Source organism: Streptacidiphilus cavernicola, assembly GCF_042510955.1.
In the GTDB taxonomy this organism is placed as follows: Bacteria; Actinomycetota; Actinomycetes; order Streptomycetales; family Streptomycetaceae; genus Streptacidiphilus; species Streptacidiphilus cavernicola.
The window spans coordinates 61932-86077 of record NZ_JBHFAB010000033.1 but is presented as its reverse complement, the minus strand read 5'-3'; the positions used below and the strand labels follow the sequence as shown (position 1 = coordinate 86077).

General features: G+C 72.9%; 23 protein-coding genes and 1 tRNA gene. 15 read left to right on the top strand and 9 right to left on the bottom strand.

Annotated elements, in window-relative coordinates; all coding sequences use genetic code 11:
- Nucleotides 1–441: 441 nt before the first annotated feature.
- The 3 genes from ACEZDE_RS31365 (at nucleotide 442) to ung (ending at nucleotide 2889) form a co-directional block, all read left to right on the top strand.
- Nucleotides 442–1236, top strand: a complete 795-nt coding sequence (locus tag ACEZDE_RS31365; RefSeq protein WP_380543661.1) for a class F sortase — start codon at nucleotides 442–444, stop codon at nucleotides 1234–1236.
- An 87-nt stretch (nucleotides 1237–1323) separates the two neighbouring features.
- Nucleotides 1324–2094, top strand: coding sequence for a TetR/AcrR family transcriptional regulator (locus ACEZDE_RS31360; RefSeq protein ID WP_380543658.1), 771 nt, complete (start codon nucleotides 1324–1326; stop codon nucleotides 2092–2094).
- A gap of 102 nt (nucleotides 2095–2196) precedes the next feature.
- Nucleotides 2197–2889 (top strand): uracil-DNA glycosylase, encoded by a 693-nt coding sequence (gene ung / locus ACEZDE_RS31355; RefSeq protein ID WP_380543655.1) that lies wholly within the window; start codon nucleotides 2197–2199, stop codon nucleotides 2887–2889.
- Between the two features lie 28 nt (nucleotides 2890–2917).
- Here ung and ACEZDE_RS31350 read toward each other — a convergent pair whose 3' ends face one another.
- Nucleotides 2918–3541: a DedA family protein gene (locus ACEZDE_RS31350; RefSeq protein WP_380543652.1), complete on the bottom strand. Its 624-nt coding sequence runs from the start codon at nucleotides 3539–3541 to the stop codon at nucleotides 2918–2920.
- 238 nt (nucleotides 3542–3779) lie between these two features.
- Between ACEZDE_RS31350 and ACEZDE_RS31345 the strand changes: the two genes are divergently transcribed.
- The 6 genes from ACEZDE_RS31345 (at nucleotide 3780) to ACEZDE_RS31320 (ending at nucleotide 10512) form a co-directional block, all read left to right on the top strand.
- Nucleotides 3780–5102: a hypothetical protein gene (locus ACEZDE_RS31345; RefSeq protein WP_380543649.1), complete on the top strand. Its 1323-nt coding sequence runs from the start codon at nucleotides 3780–3782 to the stop codon at nucleotides 5100–5102.
- Nucleotides 5103–5253: 151 nt separating this feature from the next.
- Nucleotides 5254–6165 (top strand): carbohydrate ABC transporter permease, encoded by a 912-nt coding sequence (locus ACEZDE_RS31340; RefSeq protein ID WP_380543646.1) that lies wholly within the window; start codon nucleotides 5254–5256, stop codon nucleotides 6163–6165.
- 72 nt (nucleotides 6166–6237) lie between these two features.
- Nucleotides 6238–7548 carry an extracellular solute-binding protein gene (locus tag ACEZDE_RS31335; protein WP_380543643.1) on the top strand — a complete coding sequence of 437 codons (1311 nt, stop codon included), beginning with the start codon at nucleotides 6238–6240 and terminating at the stop codon, nucleotides 7546–7548.
- Nucleotides 7545–8447: a carbohydrate ABC transporter permease gene (locus ACEZDE_RS31330; RefSeq protein WP_380543640.1), complete on the top strand. Its 903-nt coding sequence runs from the start codon at nucleotides 7545–7547 to the stop codon at nucleotides 8445–8447. Before ACEZDE_RS31335 ends, ACEZDE_RS31330 begins: the two co-directional genes overlap by 4 nt.
- Complete coding sequence (locus ACEZDE_RS31325) at nucleotides 8440–9204, top strand: HAD family hydrolase (protein ID WP_380543637.1); 765 nt, start codon at nucleotides 8440–8442, stop codon at nucleotides 9202–9204. The genes ACEZDE_RS31330 and ACEZDE_RS31325 overlap by 8 nt, the downstream gene beginning before the upstream one ends.
- A 3-nt stretch (nucleotides 9205–9207) precedes the next feature.
- On the top strand, nucleotides 9208–10512 hold the full coding sequence (locus ACEZDE_RS31320) for an MBL fold metallo-hydrolase (RefSeq protein WP_380543634.1): 1305 nt from the start codon (nucleotides 9208–9210) through the stop codon (nucleotides 10510–10512).
- A 56-nt stretch (nucleotides 10513–10568) separates the two neighbouring features.
- Here ACEZDE_RS31320 and ACEZDE_RS31315 read toward each other — a convergent pair whose 3' ends face one another.
- Together ACEZDE_RS31315 and ACEZDE_RS31310 are read right to left on the bottom strand one after the other, a co-directional pair.
- Nucleotides 10569–11414 (bottom strand): thiol:disulfide interchange protein DsbA/DsbL, encoded by an 846-nt coding sequence (locus ACEZDE_RS31315; protein ID WP_380543631.1) that lies wholly within the window; start codon nucleotides 11412–11414, stop codon nucleotides 10569–10571.
- 200 nt (nucleotides 11415–11614) lie between these two features.
- Nucleotides 11615–12310: a hypothetical protein gene (locus ACEZDE_RS31310; RefSeq protein ID WP_380543628.1), complete on the bottom strand. Its 696-nt coding sequence runs from the start codon at nucleotides 12308–12310 to the stop codon at nucleotides 11615–11617.
- A 277-nt stretch (nucleotides 12311–12587) separates the two neighbouring features.
- On the opposite strand from ACEZDE_RS31310, the gene ACEZDE_RS31305 reads away from it, so the two are divergent.
- Nucleotides 12588–14201: an acyl-CoA carboxylase subunit beta gene (locus ACEZDE_RS31305; RefSeq protein WP_380543625.1), complete on the top strand. Its 1614-nt coding sequence runs from the start codon at nucleotides 12588–12590 to the stop codon at nucleotides 14199–14201.
- A gap of 15 nt (nucleotides 14202–14216) precedes the next feature.
- On the top strand, nucleotides 14217–14447 hold the full coding sequence (locus ACEZDE_RS31300; protein ID WP_380543622.1) for an acyl-CoA carboxylase epsilon subunit: 231 nt from the start codon (nucleotides 14217–14219) through the stop codon (nucleotides 14445–14447).
- A gap of 106 nt (nucleotides 14448–14553) precedes the next feature.
- Here the strand turns inward: ACEZDE_RS31300 and ACEZDE_RS31295 are convergent, their stop codons facing one another.
- From ACEZDE_RS31295 to ACEZDE_RS31285, 3 genes are all read right to left on the bottom strand, one after another.
- Complete coding sequence (locus ACEZDE_RS31295) at nucleotides 14554–15813, bottom strand: chitinase (protein ID WP_380543619.1); 1260 nt, start codon at nucleotides 15811–15813, stop codon at nucleotides 14554–14556.
- 133 nt (nucleotides 15814–15946) lie between these two features.
- The gene (locus tag ACEZDE_RS31290) at nucleotides 15947–16816 is read right to left on the bottom strand and encodes a 1-aminocyclopropane-1-carboxylate deaminase/D-cysteine desulfhydrase (RefSeq protein WP_380543616.1); all 870 of its coding nucleotides are present in this window, start codon (nucleotides 16814–16816) and stop codon (nucleotides 15947–15949) included.
- Nucleotides 16816–17865: an LLM class flavin-dependent oxidoreductase gene (locus ACEZDE_RS31285; RefSeq protein ID WP_380543670.1), complete on the bottom strand. Its 1050-nt coding sequence runs from the start codon at nucleotides 17863–17865 to the stop codon at nucleotides 16816–16818. The genes ACEZDE_RS31290 and ACEZDE_RS31285 overlap by 1 nt, the downstream gene beginning before the upstream one ends.
- A gap of 377 nt (nucleotides 17866–18242) precedes the next feature.
- Here ACEZDE_RS31285 and ACEZDE_RS31280 point away from each other — a divergent pair, with 377 nt between their 5' ends.
- Together ACEZDE_RS31280 and ACEZDE_RS31275 are read left to right on the top strand one after the other, a co-directional pair.
- Nucleotides 18243–18908, top strand: a complete 666-nt coding sequence (locus tag ACEZDE_RS31280; protein ID WP_380543613.1) for a GOLPH3/VPS74 family protein — start codon at nucleotides 18243–18245, stop codon at nucleotides 18906–18908.
- A gap of 98 nt (nucleotides 18909–19006) precedes the next feature.
- Nucleotides 19007–19080, top strand: a tRNA-Lys gene (locus ACEZDE_RS31275).
- A gap of 154 nt (nucleotides 19081–19234) precedes the next feature.
- Here ACEZDE_RS31275 and ACEZDE_RS31270 read toward each other — a convergent pair.
- The 3 genes from ACEZDE_RS31270 to ACEZDE_RS31260 form a co-directional block, all read right to left on the bottom strand.
- On the bottom strand, nucleotides 19235–20881 hold the full coding sequence (locus ACEZDE_RS31270; protein ID WP_380543610.1) for a hypothetical protein: 1647 nt from the start codon (nucleotides 20879–20881) through the stop codon (nucleotides 19235–19237).
- A gap of 199 nt (nucleotides 20882–21080) precedes the next feature.
- Nucleotides 21081–21410: a hypothetical protein gene (locus ACEZDE_RS31265; RefSeq protein WP_380543607.1), complete on the bottom strand. Its 330-nt coding sequence runs from the start codon at nucleotides 21408–21410 to the stop codon at nucleotides 21081–21083.
- 7 nt (nucleotides 21411–21417) lie between these two features.
- Complete coding sequence (locus tag ACEZDE_RS31260) at nucleotides 21418–21576, bottom strand: hypothetical protein (protein WP_380543604.1); 159 nt, start codon at nucleotides 21574–21576, stop codon at nucleotides 21418–21420.
- A 292-nt stretch (nucleotides 21577–21868) separates the two neighbouring features.
- On the opposite strand from ACEZDE_RS31260, the gene ACEZDE_RS31255 reads away from it, so the two are divergent.
- Together ACEZDE_RS31255 and ACEZDE_RS31250 are read left to right on the top strand one after the other, a co-directional pair.
- The gene (locus tag ACEZDE_RS31255) at nucleotides 21869–22846 is read left to right on the top strand and encodes a LuxR C-terminal-related transcriptional regulator (RefSeq protein ID WP_380543601.1); all 978 of its coding nucleotides are present in this window, start codon (nucleotides 21869–21871) and stop codon (nucleotides 22844–22846) included.
- Between the two features lie 272 nt (nucleotides 22847–23118).
- On the top strand, nucleotides 23119–24141 hold the full coding sequence (locus ACEZDE_RS31250; protein WP_380543598.1) for a hypothetical protein: 1023 nt from the start codon (nucleotides 23119–23121) through the stop codon (nucleotides 24139–24141).
- Nucleotides 24142–24146: the final 5 nt, after the last annotated feature.

Below are 24146 nucleotides of genomic sequence, written 5' to 3'. Positions count from 1 at the left end.
GGCGCCGGGACGCAGGCAGGCGCGGGTGCGGGCGCGGCGGGCGCAGGGGCCCGGGTGCGGGTGGGTGCGGGCGGGCGGGCGGGGACGCAGGCGGGTGCGGGCGGCCGGTCGGGTGCGGGGGCGCAGGCAGGCGCGGGTGCGGGCGGGCGGGCGGGTGCGGGCGTGCGGACGCAAGCGGGCGCAGGCGTGCGGTCGAGGATGCAGGCGGCTGCGGCTGCGGCTGCGGCTGCGGCTGCGGCTTCGGGTGCGCGGTCGGGGACGCAGGCGGGCGCAGGCGTGCGGGCTCGGGCGGGCGCGGGCGTGCGGGCTCAGGCGGGGGTGGGGGCGGGTGCGCGGGCACAGGGCCAGGCGCGGGCCGGCGTGCGAGCGCAGGTGCGGATGCGGACGATGGTTCAGGTTCGGGCGCGGATGCGGCTTTCCGGGGTGCGGGGGTGGCTGCGGGTGCCGAAGCCGATGGGGGCGTTGGGGGCGCTGTCCGGCACGCTGCTCGCGGTGTCGCTGGGCGGGGCGGTGCTGGGGCTGGCCCCGGCGGCCGGGGCCAGGTCCGGTCCCGCCGCGCATCCGGCGGCCGGGGTCGTGGCCGAGGCCGGGGCAGCCAGGACCGCCAAGCCCGGACCCTCCGGGCGGGCCGGGGCCGCCGCCTCCGTCAAGGGACACCCTGCCTCGGACTCCGTCCCGGCCAGGGCGGCTTCGGCGCCGACCGCGAGTGCCGCCGCCGTCGCCGCGGCGACCGCCGCCGCGCGGCCCGCCACCTACCCGGGGCTGGCCAGGTCCACCCCGATCACCCTCGCCCTGCCGTCGATCGGGCTGACCGCGCCGCTGCTGGGGCTGGGGACGGACAGCAAGGGCGTGCCCGAGCTGCCGCCGTTCTCCGAGCCCGGGACGGCCGGCTGGCTGCGGGACTCGGCCACCCCCGGTGCGACCGGCACCGCCGTCCTGGTCGGGCATGTCGACACGCGGACCGGGCCCGCCGTGTTCTGGAACCTCTCGGCGGTCAAACCGGGCGCCGCGGTGCGGGTCACCCGGCTGGACGGAAGCACCGCGCTGTTCACCGTGGACGCGGTGCGGCTGTTCGCCAGGGCGACCTTCCCGGCCGCGCAGATCTACGCGCCGGCCAGGGACGCCCAGCTGCGGATCATCACCTGCGGCGGGGTGTTCGACCGCAAGCGGGCCGAGTACACCGGCAATGTCGTGCTGTTCGCGCACCTCAGCGGGGTCCGGCCGGCCACCGGGTGACGTTTGCCGGCCGCGCTTTCTGCGTACCATGTACGCAACCTCCCGGGGCGGTTCGGTGAGGAGCGCGTGCGAGGAGGCGGCGGCCCGGTGGCAGTGCAGAAGCCCGAGTCCGGTCCGCAGACCGCCGCGCGGACGCCGGTGTGGGCCAGGGCGCGCACCGGCGGGCGCGGGCCGCAGCCCTCGCTGAGCGTCGACTCGATCGTCACCGCGGCGGTGGCGCTGGCCGACGCGGAGGGCGTGGAGGCGGTGTCGATGCGCCGGATCGCCTCCGAGCTGGGCGTGGGCACCATGTCGCTGTACCGCTATGTCGAGACCAAGGACGACCTGCTCGACCTGATGACCGACCAGGTGATGGGCGAGGACACGGCTGACCCCGACGCGGCCGACCCCGGCAGCCGCGCCGACTGGCGCGAGGACCTGCGCGGACTCGCGGTCCGCTACCGCCTGCTGATGCTGCGTCATCCCTGGGTGCTGCCGATCGGGGCGAGCCGTATGCCGCTCGGCCCCAATGTGATGCGCCGCACCGAGCTGCTGTTCGGGGTGCTGGACGGGCTCGGCCTTGAGGCCCAGCAGATCGCCGAACTGACCGGCACCGTGGTCGCGTTCGTCCGCGGGGTGGTGCTCGCCGAGACCGCAGAGGCCGAGCTGATCCGCCGCACCGGGCAGACCGAGGACGACTACCGCCGCTCCGTCGGCCCCTACTTGATGCAGGTGCTGGCGGCGGGGGAGCACCCGCGGATGGCCCGGTTCGTCCGCGAGGGCGACGACCACTCGGACCGGGACCGGGAGTTCCTGCGCGGCCTGGACCTGGTCCTGGACGGCGTCGAGGTGGGCCTGGCCCGGCTGCGCGCCGACTGAGCCCGCTGAGCCTGCTGGGCAGGCGCGGTGGTTGTCGGTGCCGCCCGATACGGTGCTGTGCACGTCGGTTGTACCAGCAGCACTCCGGAAGGGTCCCCCCGCATGTCCTCACCCGCGCCCGTTGACGAGTTCGCCCTGCCCGAGTCCTGGCGGGGGGTGCTCGCCGAGGAGACCGCCAAGCCGTACTTCGCGAAGCTCACCGAGTTCGTGGCGGCCCAGCGCGCCGAGCACCAGGTCTTCCCGCCGGCCGGGGAGGTGTTCTCGGCGCTGGAGTCCACCCCCTACGACAAGGTCGAGGTGCTGCTGCTCGGCCAGGACCCCTACCACGACGACAACCAGGCGCACGGGATGTGCTTCTCGGTGAAGCGCGGGGTTCGGGTCCCGCCGTCGCTGCGCAACGTCTACAAGGAGTTGGACGCCGACCTGGGCATCCCCGCCCCGGCCCACGGCAATCTGCAGGCCTGGGCCGACCAGGGCGTGCTGCTGCTCAACGCGGTGCTGACGGTGCGCGCGCACGAGGCCAACTCGCACAAGGGCAAGGGCTGGGAGCAGTTCACCGACGCGGTGATCCGCGCCGTCAACGACCGGGAGAAGCCCGCGGTGTTCGTGCTCTGGGGCAACTACGCCAAGAAGAAGCTGCCGCTGATCGACACCACCCGGCACATCGTGGTGCAGGGGGCGCACCCCTCGCCGCTGTCGGCCAAACTCTTCCTCGGCAGCAGGCCGTTCTCACAGATCGACAAGGCGCTCGCGGACCTGGGCCTGCCCGCCGTCGACTGGACCCTCCCGGCCTGACCCCCGCGAGAGGGGGAGTCGGCGACGGTCAGCCCACCACGACCGGTTCGACGGCCGCGGCGGCGTTCTTCCTGGCCAGCCGCCGCTGCCGCTGGACCACCCGGGCGATCACCGCGCTGATCGCGGTGGCGGCCACGCAGGACACCGCGAAGCTCAGCCAGGTGGTGTTGAAGGTGTGCTCGTTGAGGAAGCCGAGGCCGACGATGTAGGTCGCCCAGACCGACGCCGACACCGCCGACCAGCGCAGGAAGCGCCGCGGCGGGGTGCTGGTGGTGCCGACCGCGAGGTCGAGCACGGTGCGTCCACCGGGCACGAACCTGGCCGTGACGATGGTGCGGGCGCGCTTGGTCTCCAGCGCCTCCAGCACGGACGCCGCCGCGCTGGCCGCGCCCGGCTTGCGCTCCAGCCGGCGCTGCGCCCAGTTCGCGCCGCGCCGGGCGAACTTCAGCAGCAGCAGGTCGCCGGAGAACGAGGCGATGGCCACGCCGACCCCGAGCAGGAGCGGCGAGGTGTGCGTCTCGGAGGCGTGCAGGGTGGCCGCGATCACCAGCGTCCCGCTCGGAACCAGCGGGATGAAGGCGTCGGACATCACGGCGAGCAGGGCGGCGACGAAGAACCACGAGGATGCCAACAGAGCCAATGCCGCGCTCACGCGTACTCCTCATGGTTTTGTCGACTAGGACGGGAAGGGACAGCTGTCTGCCTGTCGGGAGACAACGCTAGCCGGTGCCATGATCACACCCGAAACCGGGCCATGGTGACCCATGTAACACGACTCTTACCAGGGTCCGGCACGATCCTCGCCCCGCTCACCCCTCGTGCTTCCCCGTTCACCGGTTGTCCCATGCCAGGACACCCCGCCGTCGCCTTGGGTACCTATGTTCGGCTGGGTGACGACTCTCTCCGGACCGGTGTCCAGGCTTCGCATCCAGGCGGCGGTGGCACTGCTGCTCGTCGCGGCGCTGCTGGCAGCCGCGCTCGCCTCCTTCGCCGCCGCGCGGAGCGACCTGGACCAGCTGGCGAACGTCTCCGAACCCCGCGCTGCCGCTGCCGCCGACCTGCACCGGGCGCTTGCGGACCTCGACGCCCAGCACGCGAACTCCCTGGTCGTCGGCTACGCCTCGGTGACGCCCGCGGACGGCTCCGAGCCGGTCCTGGTCGACGACGGGGTGCTGGCGGCGCTGACCGCGCAGGCGGACCGGCGCGACGTGGCCAGGGACCTGACCCAGCTGGCGGGCTCGGCCGGTGCGGCGGGCGGCTCGCCCGGCGGATCCGCGGCGGCGGGGGCCGCGGTGCAGGCGCTGATCGACGGGCTCGGCACCTACGACTCCTTCTCCGGCACCGAGGAGTTCTCGACGGCCAGTCAGGACGACCCGGTCGTCGGCAGGCCGCCCGCGCTCGCACTCGACTACTACGGCCAGGCCGAGGGCCTGTTCCAGCAGTCGCTGCTGCCGCAGGCGCAGGCCCTGCTCGGCGACGCGGACGGCAAGGTGGCCGCCGACCGCGCCGCCGCGGCCGGGGACGGACGGCGCGGCGCGCTGCTGCTCGGCGTGCTGGGCCTGCTGGCCCTGGCCCTGCTGCTCTGGTGGCAGGTCGACCTGTTCCGTCGGCACCGGCGGATTCTCAACCCGGCGCTGCTGGCGGCCACCGCCGCGGTGCTGGCGGTGGCCCTGGTCGGCGGGCTGGCCCTGCTGAGCGCCGCCTCGCACGTGGACGACGCCGTGCACCAGGGCTACACCCCGTTCTCCACCGTCGCCCAGGCGCAGGTGGTCGCGGCGGACGCGGAGGCGGCGCAGAGCCGTTGGCTGGTGGACGACGCCTACCGTCCTTCGCTGCAGGCCACGTTCAGCGGTCTGACTGCCGAGCTGCGGCAGTTGACCACCGGTGCGGCCGGTTCGCCGGGGGTGGCGCGGACCCAGCGGGAGTACCTGGCCTCCGACGGCAGGCTCCGCGAACTGGCCGGGGCAGGGCAGTTGGACCAGGCGTCGGTGCAGCTCACCGGAGTGACCCGGGGTCAGGTCGCGTTCTCCTACTACGACTTGGGCCAGCAGTTGGACCAGCTGTCGGCGTCCTCGTCGGCGCGGTTCGACGCGGGCGTCGCCGCGGCCGGGGACGACCTCACCGGCTGGACCGTGATCCCCTGGGCCCTGCTGGGCGCCGCGCTGCTGCTGGTCCTGGCGGGCGTACGGCCGAGGCTGGCCGAGTTCGCCTGACGGGCCGACACGTGGCCAGCCTTCCAGGATCGCATAGAACCGGCCCATCGTTCAGAGCGTCACCCATTGTTCGTCTTTTTGTCATGTCAGTGATATCTACGCGCGTTTCACTCTCTCTCGACAGAGCACGTCAGAGGGCGGGTGCGTACAGATGGCGCAGTACCAACGAGCGGGACGGGTCCGGCGGATCAGGGAGAGCCCGACGGGCTGGCTCTACACGGCCCCGGCCCTGCTGATCTTCTCGGTCTTCATCATCGGCCCGACGGCCTACACCTTCTACATCAGCACCTTCCACTGGAACGTGCTCAACACGGCGATGTCCAAGTACACCGGATTCGCCAACTACCGCACCCTGTTCGGCTCCACGACGCCGAGCTTCCTCTCCAGCGCCTGGCGGTCGCTCTACTTCAGCGGCTCGATGGTGGTCGGCGGGACCGCGATCTCACTGGCCCTGGCCCTGCTGCTGCAACGCGGCAGCAGGCTGCTGCGGGCGGCCAGGGTGGCGGTCTTCGTCCCGCACGCGACCCCGGTGGTGGCCACCTCGCTGGTCTGGGTCTGGATCTTCAACCCCCAGTTCGGGCTGATCGACACCGTGCTGAGGGCCTGTCACCTGCCGGTCTCGCAGTGGCTGTTCTCCTCCGCCTGGGCCATGCCCTCGGTGATCGTCTACAGCCTGTGGCACGAGGTCGGCTTCACCGTGGTGCTGTTCCTCGGCGGGCTGGCCGTGGTGAACCCGGAACTGGGCGAGGCGGCGCAGATGGACGGCGCCAACGCCTGGCAGGAGTTCTGGCACGTCACCTGGCCGCAACTGCGGCCGATCACCCTGTTCGTGGTCGTCGTCACCAGCATCAGCTCACTCCAGGCGTTCACCCAGTTCTTCGAGATGAGCAAGGGCGGTCCGGCCTACGCCACCACCACCCTCAGCTACCTCGTCTACCAGGAGGCGTTCGTCCTCTTCGACACCGGGTACGGGGCGGCGCTCGCCGTGGTCCTGTTCGCGGTCACCGCCGCCTTCACCCTGCTCCAGCGCCGGACCGGCGACCGGATCGCCCGCTCGGCCTGAAACTCCCCTCCCCGCACCGCCGCTTCGCACCACCCTCCCCGCAACTCCCCTCACCAGCAAAGGGAACCCCTCATGTCCCGAACCCGCAGCAGCATCGCCCTGCTCGCCGCCGCCACCGCGGTGGCGGCCCTGGCCGGCTGTTCCTCCTCGTCCCCGTCCTCCACGGCCAAGGGCGGTGACGCCGCGTCCGGCGGCAAGACCACGATCAGCTTTATGCAGGCCATGAGCAGCGGCACGCAGAAGAGCACCCTGGTCGCGCTGACCACGGCCTTCGAGAAGGCCAACCCGGGCATCACGGTCGACCTGCAGTTCCAGCCCGACTACGGCACCCTGCAGGCCAAGGAGACGGCCGCGATCGCCGCCCACAACGCGCCCACCCTGGGCCAGGCCTACGAGAGCTGGGCCGCCACCTACGCGAACAGCCAGGTCATCCTGCCGGTCAGCCAGTACGCGGGCAGCGACAGCCCGGCCGGTCTGAGCGACTTCTACACCGGGGTGCAGAACGACCTCCGGCTGCCCGACGGCAAGCTGTGGATGTGGCCGTTCAACAAGAGCGTCCAGGTCATGTTCTACAACCAGGACATGCTGAAGGCGAAGAACCTGACCGCGCCGGCCACCTGGGCCGACTTCGCCACCGCGGCCAAGGCGGTCTCCGGCGGCGGCGTCACCGCGATCTCGATCGACCCCGGCAGCAGCGCGGCCCCCGGCGGCGGCGACACCATGTTCGAGGCGCTGGCCGCCGCGAACGGCACCCCGGACTTCGCCAAGGACGGCACCCCGCAGTTCAACAGCCCGGCCGCGGTGCAGGCGCTGACCTACCTGGCGGACCTGAAGAAGGCCGGGGCGCTCGCGGTCGGCAGCAACTACCCCGGCGAGACCGCGCTCGGCGCCAAGAAGGGCGCCTTCGACCTCAGCAGCGTGGCCGGCTACTACTACGAGAACCAGGCGGTGGGCGGCAAGTTCACGCTGGGGACCGAGGTGCTGCCGACCGGCTCGGCCGGTCCCTCCAACATCATGACCGGCACCAACCTGGTGATGTTCGCCAGCGCCTCCTCCGCGCAGCAGGCGGCCGGGTGGAAGTACATGCAGTTCCTGGCCTCCGCGTCGAGCCAGGCGCAGTGGGCCTCCACCACCGGCTACCTGCCGGTCACCGCCAAGGCGCTGCCGCTGATGGGCGACTTCCTGGCGAAGAACCCCTATCTGAACACGGCCGTGTCCGCGCTCGCCTACGCCGTGCCGACCCCGCCGTTCGCCTGGGTCTCCAAGGCGCAGGGCGAGGAGGTGGTGGCGCTGCAGCAGGTGCTGGAGAAGGGCATGGACCCGAAGGCCGCGCTGGACGCCGCGCAGACCGCCGCGCTCGCCGACCAGAAGGCCGCGCAGTGACGTCGGCGCTCCAGGCCGGGGCACGGCGCCGGGAACTCCTCCGGCGCCGTGCCCCGGCACGTCCCGCGCGCGGCCGGGCCGCCACCGCGCGGACCGTGCTGGCGCGCACCGCCGCGGTGCTGATCGGTCTCCTCTTCCTGCTGCCGTTCTACTACGTCCTGGTGACCTCGCTGAACTCGGCCAGTACCTCGGCCTCGCTGTCCGATGTGCTGCTGCCGCACTGGCGCTGGGGGAACTACGCGCGGGCCTGGGCGGCGGCGCCGTGGCCCCGGCTGTTCCTGAACACCGTGCTGATCGCCTCGGGGACGGTGCTGCTGGCCCTGGCCACCTCGCTGCTGGCCGGGTTCGCCTTCGGGGTGATGCGGTTCCGCGGCCGGAACCTGCTGTTCGGGGTGGTGCTGATGGTGCTGATGGTGCCGGGGACGGTGCTGATCATCCCGGACTACATCATCGCCAACGACATCCACTGGCTGGACACCTACTGGATCCAGATCGTGCCGTGGGGCGCCAGCGTGTTCGGGATCTTCCTGGTCCGCCAGTTCTTCCTGGGCCTGCCGCAGGAGCTGTTCGACGCGGCGGAGCTGGACGGCGCCGGACGGCTGCGGATGCTGTGGTCGATCGGGGTGCCGATGGTCCGCCCGGCGCTGCTGATCATCGCCCTGAACGTGTTCCTGGCCAGCTGGAACTCCTTCCTGTGGCCGTTCATCATGACCACCAGCCCCTCGGTCCAGCCGGTCGAGGTCGGCCTGGCCGCCTTCGCCGGCACCGAGGGCACCGACTACACCGGGCTGTCCGCCGCGGTGGTCTTCACCACCGTGCCGGTGCTGGCCTTCTTCCTGGCCCTGCAGCGCCACTTCATCACCGGCGCGATGTCCACCGCCGGAGGCGTCCGTGGCTGATCCGAACCCGGGCCGGACGGGCTACCAGGCCCCGGTCCAGGCCCTGGCCCCGGTGCTGGTCACCGACTTCGACGGGACGCTCTACCGCGGCGACGACCCGATCCGCCGCTACGCCCGCAACGCCGCCGAGCGCCTCGGCGGCGCGGCCGGGCGGGTGCTGCTGGACGGCACCGACTTCTACCTCGCCCAGGGCGCCCCCGGCTCCGCCGTCCCCGAAGCGGTGGACGGCTGGGAGGCGGTCGCCCTGCTCGGCCTGGCCCACGGCCTCGGCCAGGACGACCTGAACGCCGCCTTCCTGGCCACCCGGGACTGGATGGCCACCGGGGACTGCGTCCTGGAGGTCCCGGCCGGCTACGCCCGGCTGCTGGCCGGGCTGCGCGCGGACGGGGTGCGGGTGGTGCTCGCCACCAACAGCCCGGCCGCGGGCCTCGACCCGCTGCTGCGCAGGCTCGGCGTGCTGCCGCTGCTGGACCAGGTGGTGGCCGGGACCGGGAAGCCGGCCGGTCTCGACCGGCTGCTGCGCCGGGAACTGGCCGGCGCGGGCTCCGCGGCCCGGGTGCTGGTGGTCGGCGACCACTGGCGCAACGACGTCGAACCGGGCCTGCGCCTCGGCACCGCCACTGCCTGCATCGACCGCTTCGGCCGCGCCGACGGCCCGGCCGACGCGGTCGCCCCGAGCGTCGAGGGGCTGCTCGATCCGCTGCGCACCTGGGCGGCCGGCGCCCTCGCCACCGCCCCCTCACCCAAGGAGTTCTGACGTATGGTCACCATCGAGTTCTGGGGCGGCCTCGGCGTCATCGGCGGCAGCAAGGTGATGGTCGAGGACGGCGGCCACCGGGTGCTGCTCGACATCGGCCTGGACATCCCCAGCGGTCGCGACCCGTTCCGGCTCCCGGTCCGCACCCGCCCCGGGCGCGAGCTGGCCGACCGGCTGCGGCTCGGGGTCGCCCCGAGGATCCCCGGCCTGTTCGGCCCGGCCGGGCTCGACCCGGGCTCGCCGCTGGCCGAGCCGGTCGGCCCGGCCGGGTCCACCGCGGTCTTCGTCAGCCACCCGCACATCGACCACGTCGGCCTGGCAGGCTTCGTCCGCGACGACGTCGCCGTGCACGCGCACACCGACGCGGTGGACCTGCTGACCGCGCTCAGCGCCACCGGGCAGGGCCTGGCCAACGGCGACCCGGCCTGGCGCCGGCTGGCCGACCGGCAGCGGGTCGCGGTCGGCCCGATGGAGGTGGAGTGCGTCGCGGTCGACCACGACGTGCCCGGCGCGTCCGGCTACCTGGTCCACACCGCGGCTGGGACGCTGGCCTTCACCGGCGACATCCGCTTCCACGGCCGCCACCCCGAGCGCTCCTGGGCGCTCACCGAGCGGGGTGCGAACTGCGACGTCCTGGTCACCGAGGGCACCACGCTCGGCTGGGACACGCGCGGGCCGCTGCGGGACGAGACCGACGTCGAACGGGACTTCGCTGCCGCGCTGGAGCAGGCCGCCGGGCTGGTGCTGCTGTCGCTCTACCCGCGCGACCTGGAGCGGGTCGCCGCCTTCCTCGGGCTGGCCGCGGCGGCCGGCCGGGAGATCGTCTGGACCGGTCCGGTGGCCGCGTTCCTGCGGCTGGCCGGGGTGCCGAAGCTGGCCGGGATCGCGGACGTGCTGGCGGCGGAGGACGTCCCGCTGTCCGACGTCCGGGCCGCGCCGTCCGCGTACGTGGTCGCCCCCGACCCGGACGACCTGCCCTCGCTGCTGGACCTGCCGGTGGGGGAGGGCTTCCCGGCGGGCGTGATGGTGCACGCCAACGGGGAGCCGCTGGGCCCGTTCGAGCCGCGTTGGGAGCCGTTCACCGACTGGCTGGCGGCGCTGGGCGTGGAACTGCGGCAGATCGGCTGCTCAGGACACGCCGACCAGGACCAGCTGCACCACATGCTGGAACGGATGCGCCCCCGGGTGGTCTTCCCGATCCACACCACGGCGCCGGCCCGGCTGCATCCCCCGCTGGGGATGGCCAGGACGGTGGCCGAGTACGGCCTCGGGTACGACTTCCGGGGGCGCGTGGCGCGGGGCCGCTGAGCCGGCAGGGCGGGTGCCTGCGGGCTGGCTGAGCCGGGTGCGCGGGGTGCCTGCGGCTAGCGGTGGGCGGTCGCCCGGTGGTGGCGCTTGGCGGGGGCCTTCGCCGGGGCCTTGTGGTGCGCCTTGGCGTGCGCCTTGGCCTTGGCAGCGGCCTTGGCCTTGGCCTTGGCAGCGGCCTTGGCCTTCGCCTGGGCGGCAGCCTTGGCGTCGGCGGCGGCCTTGGCCTGGGCGGTGGAGTGCTGCAGCAGGAAGTCGACCACCGGGACGGTCCCGCTCACCCCGTCGCCGCCCATGAACGGCGACGTCCGGTACTCGCCGCCGACCACCACGCTGGGCATCTCGTGCACGTCGTAGCGCTCGCGCAGGGCCGGGGCGTCCTGGGTCTCCTTCAGCACCACGGGCGAGTTCCAGGCCGCCGCCAGCTGCACCGGGTCGACCCCCTCGCCCTCGGCCCAGGCGGACAGGCTGTCGAGCGTGGTCAGGTCCTGGTGCTCGTCCCGGACGGCGTGGAAGACGTCCTGCTCCAGGCTGTCCTCCAGGCCGAGCCGGTCGAGGGTGTAGTAGACGTGCGCGTAGGCCATCTCCTCGGGCTGGTCCGCCCAGGCGGCCGGGATGTGACGGATCGTCACCGGCGGGTTCTGCCGTGCGGCCCAGTCCCGGAGCGGCTGGGCGAGCTGGTAGGAGTGCGGGCAGTCGTACCAGAACACCTCGACCACCTCGCGCGGCGAGGCGGCCACCGGGTGGGCGATGGCCACGTACTGGACCCCCGCCTTCGGCGTCGCGGCGGCGGATCCGGGCGTGGCCTGCAGGCCGATCAGCGCGGCGCTGAGGCCGAGCGCGGCGAACGCGCGGACCAGGGGCGTCCTGCGTGCGCGGGCCGCAGGGTTGTCGGTCGTCGTCATGTCGGAACCATGGCAAAACCGACCCCCGGGAGCGGTCGGACACGGCGGGGGAGCGGCCTGATTCGCCCGTAAGGAGTCGGCAGACGGCGGTAGCGGCGTCTTTCCCGGCCGCCGACGGGAAACGGGCGACGGGAAGACGGAAAAGGGGCCCGCCCCGGCGGCTGCGCGCGGGTGCGGGCCCCTGGGGGCCGGTGGTGGGATCAGCCGGTGGACGAGGCCGGGGCCTGCGGCGGCACGTGGATCGCGGTGCTGAACCAGTCGAAGTACATGCCGGCCGAGACCAGCAGGCCGATCAGGCCGAGCACGATGGCGACCCAGGCCACGGCCTTGATCCAGTTCGGGGTGAGCCGCACGGCCAGGAACCGGCCGGCGAACAGCACCGCGATGCCGACCAGTACGGCGACCACGGCGAAGACGCCGTTGTGCTCCGCCATCTGGTGCCACGGGCCGGTGTAGCCCTCGGAGAGCTGCGTCGCGGTGGACTTGCCGGTCGCGTTCAGGCTCGCGTTGAACTGGGTCTGGGTGAGGATGATGGTGCTGAACCAGGTCCCGGAGATCGAGACCAGGCCGAGCGCGGCGGCGGAGACGGCCGCGGCGCCGCTGAGGATCCCCTTCGAGTAGCCGCCGGAGGTGATGTCCTCCAGTTCGTCGTCGGTGAGGTCCTCGGGGTCCTTCTCCTCGGGGCTGAGCACGTCGTTGGGACGCGGCGACCAGACCTTGGCGACGGGCTCGGCGGCCTCGTCCTCGTCGGTCTCGGTGACGATCTCGGTCACGGTCACGTCCGCGGGGTCTGCGTCCTTGCTCAGAACCTTGGTGTCCGACGACTCGGCCGTGGCTGTGTCGTCGTCCTGGGGCTCGGACGGCTGCGGGAGGTCTGTGGAACTGGAGGTGGGCATGGGCGCACCCTAGTGGTGGTTTGTGAAAACCGGATGAACCTTCCGAGGATTGGTTTGGCGGATCCAGCCGCTGGTCGCGGGCTTGCCCGCAGGTCGACCGCGGTGTGCCGGTGTGCACTCCTGTTCAGCTCCGCCAGCTATTCGCGTCAGGTGTTGTACGGAACCGACCCCTGCAACGGGCGGGACGCCTCGTAGGGTCGAAGAGTGGGCTGGAGCGCTCTCCCAGGAGCGTCCCGATCCGAACGGACTTGGAGTTCCCAGAGATGGTGGTTCTGCGATGAGCGATCTGCGTGAGGCTGCTGCGACCGCGGCGTCGGCCGCGGCCCCCGCGGCCGGTGCCGGCGACAGCCGTGGGCGGGTGGCCGAGCTGCACGCCATCCAGGCGCAGGCCCAGGCGGGTCCCAGCGAGCGGGCCACCGAGGCGCAGCGCGCCAAGGGCAAGCTCACCGCCCGCGAGCGGATCGCGCTGCTGCTGGACGACGGCTCCTTCAACGAGGTCGAGCCGCTGCGCCGGCACCGGGCCACCGGCTTCGGCCTGGAGAACAACAAGCCCTACTCGGACGGGGTGATCACCGGCTGGGGCACCGTCCACGGCCGGGTGGTCTTCCTCTACGCGCACGACTTCCGGATCTTCGGCGGGGCGCTGGGCGAGGCCCACGCGCAGAAGATCCACAAGATCATGGACATGGCCATCCAGGCCGGCGCCCCGCTGGTGTCGCTGAACGACGGCGCCGGCGCCCGGATCCAGGAGGGCGTCACCGCCCTGGCCGGCTACGGCGGCATCTTCCAGCGCAACACCCGGGCGTCCGGTGTCATCCCGCAGATCAGCGTGATGCTCGGCCCGTGCGCGGGCGGCGCGGCCTACAGCCCGGCGCTGACCGACTTCATCTTCATGGTCCGCGAGACCTCGCAGATGTTCATCACCGGGCCGGACGTGGTCCAGGCGGTCACCGGCGAGAAGATCAGCCAGAACGGGCTGGGCGGCGCCGACGTCCACTCCGAGGTCTCCGGCGTCTCGCACTTCGCCTACGACGACGAGCGAACCTGCCTGGAGGAGGTCCGCTTCCTGCTGTCGCTGCTGCCGCAGAACAACCGGGAGACCCCGCCGGTCGAGCCGACCGAGGACCCGGCGGACCGGCGCTGCGAGGCGCTGCTGGACCTGGTCCCGGCCGACGGCAACCGCCCGTACGACATGCGCAAGGTGATCGAGGTGCTGGCCGACGACGGCCAGTACATGGAGATCCACGAGCGCTGGGCGACCAACATCATCGTGGCGCTGACCCGGATGGACGGGCAGGTCGTGGGCATCGTGGCGAACCAGCCGCAGTCCCTGGCCGGGGTCCTGGACATCCACGCCTCGGAGAAGGCCGCGCGCTTCGTCCAGATGTGCGACGCCTTCAACATCCCGCTGGTCACCCTGCTGGACGTGCCCGGCTTCCTGCCCGGCGTGGACCAGGAGCACGGCGGCATCATCCGGCACGGCGCCAAGCTGCTGTACGCGTACTGCAACGCCACCGTGCCGCGGATCTCGCTGGTGCTGCGCAAGGCGTACGGCGGCGCGTACATCGTGATGGACTCGCGCAGCGTCGGGGCCGACCTGGCCTACGCCTGGCCCACCAACGAGATCGCGGTGATGGGCGCCGAGGGCGCGGCGAACGTCATCTTCCGCCGCCAGATCGCCGCGGCCGAGGACCCGGAGGCGATGCGCGCCCAGATGGTCAAGCAGTACAAGGACGAGCTGATGCACCCCTACTACGCCGCCGAACGCGGCTTGGTGGACGACGTCATCGACCCCGCCGAGACCCGGCACGTCCTCATCCGCGCCCTGCACATGCTGCGCAGCAAGCACGCCGACCTGCCGCAGCGCAAGCACGGCAACCCGCCCCAGTAACCGGAGGCACCTTCCATGGCCACAGTCGTCGAACCCGTCACCGCGCCCGCCGCCGATCCGCTGGTGCGCGTCGTCAAGGGCGCGCTCGCGGACGAGGAGCTCGCCGCGCTCACCGCGGTGCTGCTGGCCCGCGCCGCGGCCCACCCCGGTGGATCGGCCAAGAGCCGGGACGCCAAGGCCCAGGCCCGCTGGCAGCGGCCGGAGCGCCGTCCCGACTACCGCTCCCCGGTGAGCTGGCACAGCTGAGCCGCGAGCGCCGGGCGCTGGGCGTCGAGCGCTGAGCAGCCGAGCACACGTGACTGCGGGCGGGTTCCCTTCGGAACCCGCCCGCAGTCACGTCATTGACGCAGGGTCAGCACGCGCCGTTGTCGGTCCAGACGCCGGCCGGGCCGCCCGGGGTGTCGCCCAGGGTCCACCACTTGGCGGTCCACAGGTGGCCGTTGTAGGTGGCCGTCATGCCGCCGGTGTAGGTGGCGGTGGAGCTCCAGGCCGAGACGCCGGTGCAGTTGCCGCCGCCACCGCCGGGCGGGGTGGTGGTCGGCGGGGCGCTGGTCGGCGGGGTCGAGGTCGGCGGGTTGCTGGGCGGGGTCGCCCCGGCGAACTTCACGCTGTACTTGGTGAAGTCCCAGGCGTTCTGCGGCACGCTGCTGCAGACGCCGGAGGTCTGGCCGTTGTTGTCGGCCGGCGTGCACTGCCGGTCGCGGTTCACCGACCAGTTGGTGTAACGGGCCAGGCCGTGGCTGGTGGCGAAGTCCAGCACCGACTGGAAGTCGGCCTGGTAGAAGTACTCGCCGCTGTCGCTGCGGCCGTTCATCATCGAGATGCCCTCATGGGCGTACGCGGTCGCCGAGCTCCAGCCGAAGGTGCTCATCAGCAGGGAGTTGAACGACTGCAGCGCCGAGATCTGCGACGCGGCGCCGTTGAAGCCGCCGTCGAACGGCATGATCGAGAAGTTGTTCGGCGTGAAGCCGTCCGTCTTCGCCTGCTGCAGCATCTGGGTGCCGAACCAGCCGGTGCCGGCCGCGGTGCCCGGCGTGGTCACCGAGACGTACAGGCCCGCGTTGTTCTGCTGCAGGATCTGCGCGGCGCCGATCTCGTTGGCGACCGCCTGGGTGTTCTCGTACTCCGGCTCCTCCAGGTCGAAGTCGATGGCGTGGAGCCCGTACTTGGTGATGACCTGCTGGTACGCGGCGGCGGTCGCGGCCGGGGTGCCGCAGGTCTGGCCGAGCTTGGTGCCGCCGTAGCCGCCGATGGAGATGGAGACGTCACCGCCGGCCGCGCGGATCGAGTTGATGGTCCCGGCCACCGCGGTGTCCGAGGAGACCGGGGCGGTGCCGCCCCAGGTCGGCGTACAGCCGCCGCCGTTGGGGGCGAGCACGAAGGCGAGCTGGAACGCCTTGAGGCCGGTCGCGTTCATCACGTCGACCGGGTTCGGCGGGTTGTTGTCCAGCGGCATCAGGTAGGGCGCGGCGGCGTACCAGTTGCTGCTGAGCGCCGCGGCGGGGGTGACGGCGGCGTCGGCCTGGGAACCGCCGATGGCTATCAGCGCGGTCGCCGCGAGGGCGGCTGCGCCGAGCGCGGCGAACGCGCGTGTGGGGGTTGCACGGAACACCGGTGCTCCTCGAGGGGGTGAGGAAGAAGATCTGTACCGGTGCACACCATGGGGGAGATGACGGTAGTGCGTCAATAGGATGGACTAGACCTAGGACTAGACCAATTTTCCTTGATGCCTCCCTTGGACTCCCTTAACCCGCCAGCACCATCACCACCGTGGAACCGCGCCGGAACTCGCCGGAACCGAGCTCCGCGAAGATCCCGGACAGTGCCTTGGCCTCGTAGCAGGGATCGAGTGCGATGCCGTGCTCTGCCTCGAACTCGGCTGCGAATGCCAGTAGTTCGGGGGTGGTCCGGCCGTAGCCGCCGAAGCAGTGGCGGTCCTCGATCCGCCAGTTGCCGGTGCTCCGGCCGAAGGCCTCGCGTTGCAGCGCGGCGGTCTCGTCCGCCAGCGGCGCGTGCGTCAGCGCCGCGAAACCAATCGCGCGCTGATTCGGCGCCAGGCCCGCGGCCAGCCCGGCCAGGGTGCCGCCAGTGCCGACCGAGACGCAGACGGTGTCGGCCCCCGACCCGGCCAGCTCCCGCCCCAGCGGCAGGCAGCCGCGCACCCCGGCGGCGTTGCTGCCGCCCTCGGGCACGACGAACGCCGGGCCGTGCCGCCGCCGCAGCTCGGCCAGCACCTCGGCGGACATCCGACGGCGCCAGGTGCCGCGGTCGATGAAGTCGAACTCCATGCCCCAGTCGGCAGCCTGGGCCAGCGAGGCGTTGAGGGGGCGGGTGCGCAGCTCGTCGCCCCGTACCACGCCGACTGTGCGCAGACCGGCCGCCCGGCCCGCGGCGGCGGTGGCGCGGAGGTGGTGCGAGTACGCGCCGCCGAAGGTGAGCAGGGCGGTGTGGCCCGCCGCGCGGGCCTCGGCGAGGTTGGGCAGCAGCTTGCGCCACTTGTTGCCGGGGACGGTCGGGTGCAGCAGGTCGTCCCGTTTCAGCAGCAGTCGGACGCCGCCTTCGGTGAGCCGATGGTCCGTCAACTCCTGGAGCGGGCTCGTCTGCTGGCTGTCCATCAGCCGGTGAGGCCGTAGGCCTGCGCGATCAACTGGTAGGAGCGGTGCCGGGCCTCGTGCCCGTGGATGTTGCTGGTGATCATCAGCTCGTCGGCGCCGGTCCGCTTGCGCAGCTCCAGCAGCCCGTCCCTGACCTGCTCCGGCTCGCCCAGCACGACGTTGGACAGCCAGGTGTCCAGGAACTCCTGCTCGACCGGGCTGTACGGGTAGGCCTCGGCCTCCTCCGGCGTCGGCACCAGCCCCGGCAGCCCGCGCCGCAGCCGCAGCATCGCCAGCGCGCCGGAACCGGCCAGCCGCCGCGCCTGCACGGCGGTGTCGGCCGCCACCGCGCCCACGCCGATCAGCGTGTACGGCTCCGCCAGCACCTCGGACGGCCGGAACGAGTCACGGTAGAGGTCCAGCGCGGGGACGGTGTTCCCGGCGCTGAAGTGGTGCGCGAAGGCGAACGGCAGCCCCAGCCGCCCGGCCAGCTGCGCGCTGAAGCCGGACGAGCCCAGCAGCCAGATCGGCGGACGACCGCTGCCCGGCGCGCTCGCCTCACCGGGCACGGCGCGCAGCCGCTGGTACGGGTGCCCGGCAGGGAAGTCGGCGTCCAGGAACCGGGTCAGCTCGCTGAGCTGCTGCGGGAACTCCTCGGCGGTCTCGTCCAGCACCCCGCGGCGCAGCGCGCGGGCGGTCGCCGGGTCGGTGCCGGGGGCTCGGCCGAGGCCGAGGTCGATCCGGCCCGGGTGCAGTGCGTGCAGGGTGCCGAACTGCTCGGCGATCACCAGCGGGGCGTGGTTCGGCAGCATCACGCCGCCGGAGCCGAGCCGGATCGTGCGGGTCGCGGCGGCGAGGTGGGCCAGCAGCACGGCGGGGGCGGAACTGGCGACGCCGGGCATGCCGTGGTGCTCGGCGACCCAGAACCGGTGGTAGCCCCACTCCTCGGCCTTGGCAGCGAGGGCGGTGGTGGCGGCCAGCGCCTGGGTCGGGGTGTAGCCGTTGCCGACGGTGGCCAGGTCCAGGATCGACAGCGGCGTCTCGGCCGTCCCCCGGGCCAGGCCGGGCACCTGCGCGGCAAGGCCGGGGACGGGCGCGGCCTCCGCCGCGGGCGTCGTGACCGACGAGGCGGCGGCGGGCCCCGACGCGGAGGCGGACGAGGTCGGGTGCTCGGACTCGGACTGGCTCACGACGGTGCTCCAACAGTGTGCGACGACGGCTTGCGCAGGCAGTGCGGCGATGCGGCGGGCGGGCGGTGGACTGTACGACGGGGGGCGGGCAGCTACTGCGGGTGGTGCGGCGGCCCGACCGGGACCCGTTTGGGCGGGACCCTCGTTCGGGATCCCTGTTCGGGCGGGACCCCGCTTGAGGCAACCCCGCCTCCGGCGAGTCTGTTCCCGTGCCCGGACGAGGTTCACCCCCACGCCGCACGGGGGAGGCATGTGCCATGGACCGACGACCAGGACCACCCGCCAGCACCCTCGCCGAGGATCTGCTGCTGCTCTGCGCGTCGCCCGACGCCCCGCGGCTGCGCCTCCCCGGCCACTTCCGCTTCGTCGTGTCCGGCGGCGTCCTCGCCGAACTGCTGGAGGCCGGAGCTGCCACCCTCCACGGCAACCGGCTGGTCCTGGTCAGCCCCGACGCGGCCCCCGCCACCCTCTCCCACGCCGCCGCTGCCTTCTCCCGATCCGCCGCCCCACCGCGCGGAGCGCGTCTGCGCCGGTGCCTCACCCTGCTCGGCAGACAGGTCGCCACGCCGTACCTGGAGTCCCTCGTCCGGCGCGAGCACCTGCAGCGCGGCACCCGGAAACTGCTCGGGCTTGTCCCGACCACCCGCTACACCGCTACCCCCGCGGGCCTCGCCGCCCGCAAGGCGCTGGTCGCCCGGATCGCCGACGCCGTCGACAGTCCCGCCGCGGCCCCGCCCCGCTCGCTCCGGCTGGCCGCCCTGGCCCACGCCGGGGGCTTGACCGCCCGCCTCTACCCCGGCCCGGTCGCCAACCGCGTGGCCCGCCGCCGCCTCGCCGACCTCACCCGCGACGACCCGGTCGCCACCGCCGTCCGCGCGGCCGTCCGCGCCGCGAGGAACGCCGAGTCCGGCGCCGCCGGCTGACCCGCACCGAGGATGGTCGAAAGCACCCGCGCAGGTCAGGTAGTATTTCCCCGTGCCCAGGCAACCCCGCGCAAGCGACTGCCACCGGCACCGATCAAGCGCCGCTAGCTCAGTTGGTTAGAGCAGCTGACTCTTAATCAGCGGGTCCGGGGTTCGAGTCCCTGGCGGCGCACATCGCGGGATCGCCCGAGCGGCGAGTCCGACAAGGCGGTTGACCCTCCACCGGGTCGGCCGCCTTGTGCGTTCTCGGCCCGGCAGATACGCGGCAGCGTCCTGCGGCCCCCGGAGGGAGAACCGCAGGACGCTGCTCGTTCTACCCGGGGCGTCTACGCGACGCCGAGCAGCCAGGGTTCGGCGGGCTGGGCCATGGTGGTTCCGTTGCCGGTGCCCAGCCAGAGCCTTCCGTCGCCGCCCTTCCAGGCGACCTCGTAGCCGCCGTTGGGCAGGGTTGCCAGGGAGGGGCTGGAGGAGCTGCCGGCGGTGTCGACGCCGAGCAGCCAGGGTTCGGCGGGCTGGGCCATGGTGGTTCCGTTGCCGGTGCCCAGCCACAGCTTTCCGTCGCCGCCCTTCCAGGCCACTTCGTAGCCGCCGTTGGGCAGTGCGGCCAGGGACGGGCTGGTGGTGTCGGCCACGCCGAGCAGCCAGGGTTCGGCGGGCTGGGCCATGGTGGTCCCGTTACCGGTGCCCAGCCACAGCTTCCCGTCACCGCCCTTCCAGGCCACTTCCCAGCCCCCGTTGGCCAGGGCGACGATCGACGGGCTGGTGCCGGGGGCGACGCCGAGCAGCCAGGGTTCGGCGGGCTGGGCCATGGTGGTTCCGTTGCCGGTGCCCACCCAGAGCTTCCCGTCGCCGCCGACCCATGCGGTGACCCAACTGCCGTCGGCCAGCGTGGCGATGGACGGCTTGGTTCCCTCGGCCACACCGAGCAGCCAGGGCTCGGCGGGCTGCGCCATGGTGGTCCCGCTGCCGGTGCCCACCCACAGCCTCCCGTCGCCGCCCCGCCAGTCCGTGGCGTATCCGCCGTCGGGCGTCCCGGCCAGGTTCGACGAGCTGCTCCGCGGCATCGCGGGGACAGTCACGCTGACGGGACCGTAGGTGTGGTCCTGACCGTCGATCTCGGAGGCGACGAAGGAGATCTGGTACGTACCGCCGGCCAGCCCGGCCGTGTTCCAGGCGTACGGGTAGTTCGACGCTCCACCGGCCGACGGGGTCAGTTGGCCGCTGTTGTAGTTGCCGGGCCCGGTGATCACGTATCGGCCGGTGTTGATGTAGCCGGACGCGCTCGCCAGGCCGGTGAGGTTGACGGTGCCGGAGACGGTCTTCCCGGAGGCCGCGGCGCCGTCGGCGTCGATGGCGACATTGAAGCCCGCGGGGATGGCGGAGGTGATGTTCTTGGAGCGCAGGCCGACGTATCCGGAGGTGGGCAGGCCCTCGATCGTCGCGTTGTGGATGTTCCCCGCGGTCGGGCCGTGCGAGGGGATGCTGGTGTTGGTCTCGGCGTAGTAGGTGAAGTCGCCGGCGGCCTTGTTCGTCCAGCCGGCGAACAGGAAGATGTGCTCGCCCGGGTAGGCGACGGCGTCTCCGGGCTGGAGGCCGGTGAGATCGCCGACCGGGCCGACCGGCGTGTCGTAGGCCGGGTTCCCCTTGCCGTCGGCGGTGGTGAAGTAGGGGCCGCCGGTCGTCACGATGAGGCTCTGATCCAGATGCCAGGCCATGGAGACGAAGCCGGAGCAGTCCTCGCGGTAGGTGCCGTTGGCATCGGTGTGGGACGCGCCCTGGTTGTAGGGGACCGCTTCGTCGACCCAGGACTGGGCCCGGGAGAGTATCTCGTTGGCCGAGATCGGGCCGTTGACGGTGGAGGCGGAGGCGGGCGAGGCGGCGAGGGTGACGGCGAGCAGCGGAGCGGTGAGCGCGGTGGCGGCAAGGGTGGCGAGCAGGCGGCGGTTGCGCGAGGACGGCAGGGAAGAGGGCATGGCTGTGCCTTTCACGGTGAGTGCGGAGGAGGAGTGGGTGTCCGATCCGGGTGAGCCGGCCGGGCGGGGCGGGGCGGGCCGGGCTGACGGATCGTGGTCGTTCTGGTGAAGCTGCTTCAGCTGTGCGGGCGTGCTGGCGTACGGGCGTACGGGCGTACGGGCGGTGTGCGGGCGTGCGGCCTGGCGTCGAGCGGTGCCGTCAGGCCGGCGGCTGGTTCGGCGGCGTGGTGGACGCGGGCGCCGGGGCCAGGTACCGCCCCTGCAGGTGGTGTGAGGCCCGGTAGCAGCGGGCGATCAGCTGGGCGGCGCGGTATTCGGCGCTCGGTCCGCCGTGGTGGGCGGCGGCGCGGCCGGTCCGCAGGTAGAGCAGCAGGTCGAGGCGGTCCGGTGCGGCTCGTCCGCTGGCGTGTTCGAGTCCGTCGTCGGGGCCGGCGTGGGCCCACAGGACGTCCACCGCGTCTGCGACCTCGCCCGCTGGGGTCGGATCCGTCGCCGGGCGGCGTTCAAGGCTGAGGTGGACGATGTCCATGGTCCGCTCAGCCCCAGGTCAGGTTGTCCGGGGTGACGGCCGGGGCGGACACCGGGGCGCCGGTCGCCGGACCGGTGGCGGCCTCGGCCGCCGCGGGCAGGAGGAGCGCGGTGGTGAGGGCGAGGGCGGCGACCGCGGCGGCCTTGACGAGACGGGTGCGGATCATGGCGGGGTCCTGTTCTGACGTGGTGGTGGATGTCCGGTCCCGGTCGTGCGCCCCGCGGTTGGCGCCTCGTCCGGTTGCCGTCCGGGGTGTTCCCGGCTGGTGAGAACAGCTTCGCCGCAGCTGGGCCGCCCTGGAAGGGTTATTGATCGTCAGCAACCGGACCTGACACCAAGCGGACGTCATGTCGTGTGCACGACATCAATTGACCTTGAGCATCCGGGCCCGGACAGGCCAAGATGTGGTCCGTTGGCGGCCGCCATGGGGGAAGCCGCGTGACGACGGGGGACGCGCCATGCTGGAAACGCTGGGACTCACCGCCACGGCCGCGGACGTCTACCGCGCCATGCTCGACCGCCCCGAGGACGGCGTCGCCGAACTCGCCGCGTACTGCGGTGTCCGCGAGGCCCGAGTCCACGAAAGCCTTGAGGAGTTGACCGCGCTCCTGCTGGTCCGGGCCTCCGTTGAACACCCCGGCCGGGTGCGGGCCGTCAGTCCCGAGATCGGCCTGGCCGACATGCTCGCCCGCCAGGAGGCCGACCTGGCGGCCCGTCAGGCCCAGTTGGCGGCCTCCCGTGCCGCCGTCACCCGACTGGTCGTCGAACGCGCCGAGAGCAGGCCGGCCGCGCACGGCGAGCGGCTCATGGGCATCGACGCCATCCAGGCCCGCCTCGAACTGCTGGGCCGCACCGCGGTGACCGAGGTGCTCGGCGTCCATCCCGGCCCCAGCCAGCGCCCCGAGGACCTGGCCGCCGGCCGCCCCGCCAACGCCGACGCCATCGCCCGCGGGGTCACCATCAGGTCGCTCTACCAGGACAGCACCCGCCACGACCCGCACACCACCGCCTACGCGCACTGGCTGCTCAGCCTCGGCAGCGAGGTGCGCACGGCTCCGGTGCTGCCCCAGCGCCTGGTGCTGGTCGACCGCCGCCAGGCCCTGGTCCCCATCGACCCCGCCGACACCCGGCAGGGCGCCCTGCACGTCACCGAGCCCGGCATCGTCGCCGCCCTGACCGACCTCTTCGAACAGGCCTGGGCCACCGCCGTGCCGCTCGGAGCCGTACGCACCGAGGACCCCGAAACCGGTCTGAGCGACACCGAACGCGAACTCCTGCGGCTGCTCGGCGGCGGACAGACCGACGAGGCCGCGGCACAACGCCTCGGCCTGTCCACCCGCACCGTCCGCCGCCACATGGCCGCCGTCATGGAACGCCTCGGCGCCACCAGCCGCTTCGAGGCCGGCATCAAAGCCGCCCACCTCGGCTGGCTCTAGAACGCCCGCTGCCTGCGCGGGATATCCGTGGTCAAACCCAGAAGCCTCTGACCGCGCCACCCCGCCGTGCGGTCGCCGCGGGCCGGTCCGCCGCGGGCCGAGTGCAATTGCGGCGGACCTTGTCAGATGCGGGCAATCGGATCGGCCCCACCCTGCTGCAGGGCTCTCATCTGCGGTGGAGTGCCGAATCCGGTGTCGCACGGTTGAGCGAGTCGGCTACTCTGCGGCTGCCGACCGTGCGAACCGCCGGGGCGGCCGTTGGAGGGGAACACGTGTCAAACCTTTCGTTGCTGGCGCCTGTCGCGATCGGGGTCGGTGTCGCCGCGTTCGCGAACCGCAACCGGACCAGGACCGCCGCCGGCCCCCGCTCGGTGCGGATCGACCCCAGCTACGGGGATCCGGAGCTGGCCGCGCTGCGGAAGGCGGCGGCGGGCTGGGACTGGGCCGCCGCGGAGGCGATCCTGCGGCCCTGCCGGGAGCGCGGCGACCACGCGCGGCTGACCTGGCTGGTCAACTCCATCGACGACATCGGCGGCGAGTTCCTGCTCACGCTCCCGGAACAGCATCCGGACAACCCGCTCGCGCTCACCGTGGCCGGCGCCCGGCACGTCGCCTGGGCCTGGGAGGCGCGCACCGGCGCCCGTGCCTCGCAGGTCTCGCAGGAGATGTTCCGGGTCTTCCACGACCGGCTCCGCACCGCCGAGACCCACCTCTACGCCGCGATCGAGGCGGACCCGGAGTCGGCCACGCCGTGGTGCTTCCTGACCACCACCTCGCGCGGCCTGCAGCACGGCCACGAGGTGACCCGGCGGCGGTTCGACGCCGGTGTCCGCCGCGCCCCGCACCACGTGGCGCTGCACGCGTCGCTGCTCCAGCAGATCTGCCTCAAGTGGAGCGGCTCGCACGAGCAGATGCACGACTTCGCCCGGCAGTCGTTGGCGCAGGCCCCGCCCGGCAGCGCCATGGGGATGCTGACCGCGACCGCGCACCTGGAGCACTGGCTCGACCTGCCCAAGGGCGAGGACGCCGCCTACATCCGCCGCGCCGACGTGCGCGCCGAACTCACCGCGGCCGCCGCCGCGTCCGTGCTGCACCCGGCGTTCGCGCCCAGCGAGTCGCCCTGCGCCGCGCTCAACTCCTTCGCCATGGCGTTCTGGCTCACCGGCGACCGGGCCACCGCCGGGGAGCTGTTCCGGCGCATCGGCGACCGTCCGACCAGCCTCCCCTGGGGCTACGCCGGCAACTCGGGCCAGGTGTTCGCCGCGGCGCGGCAGGAATGCAAGAAGAGGAAGTAGGAAGC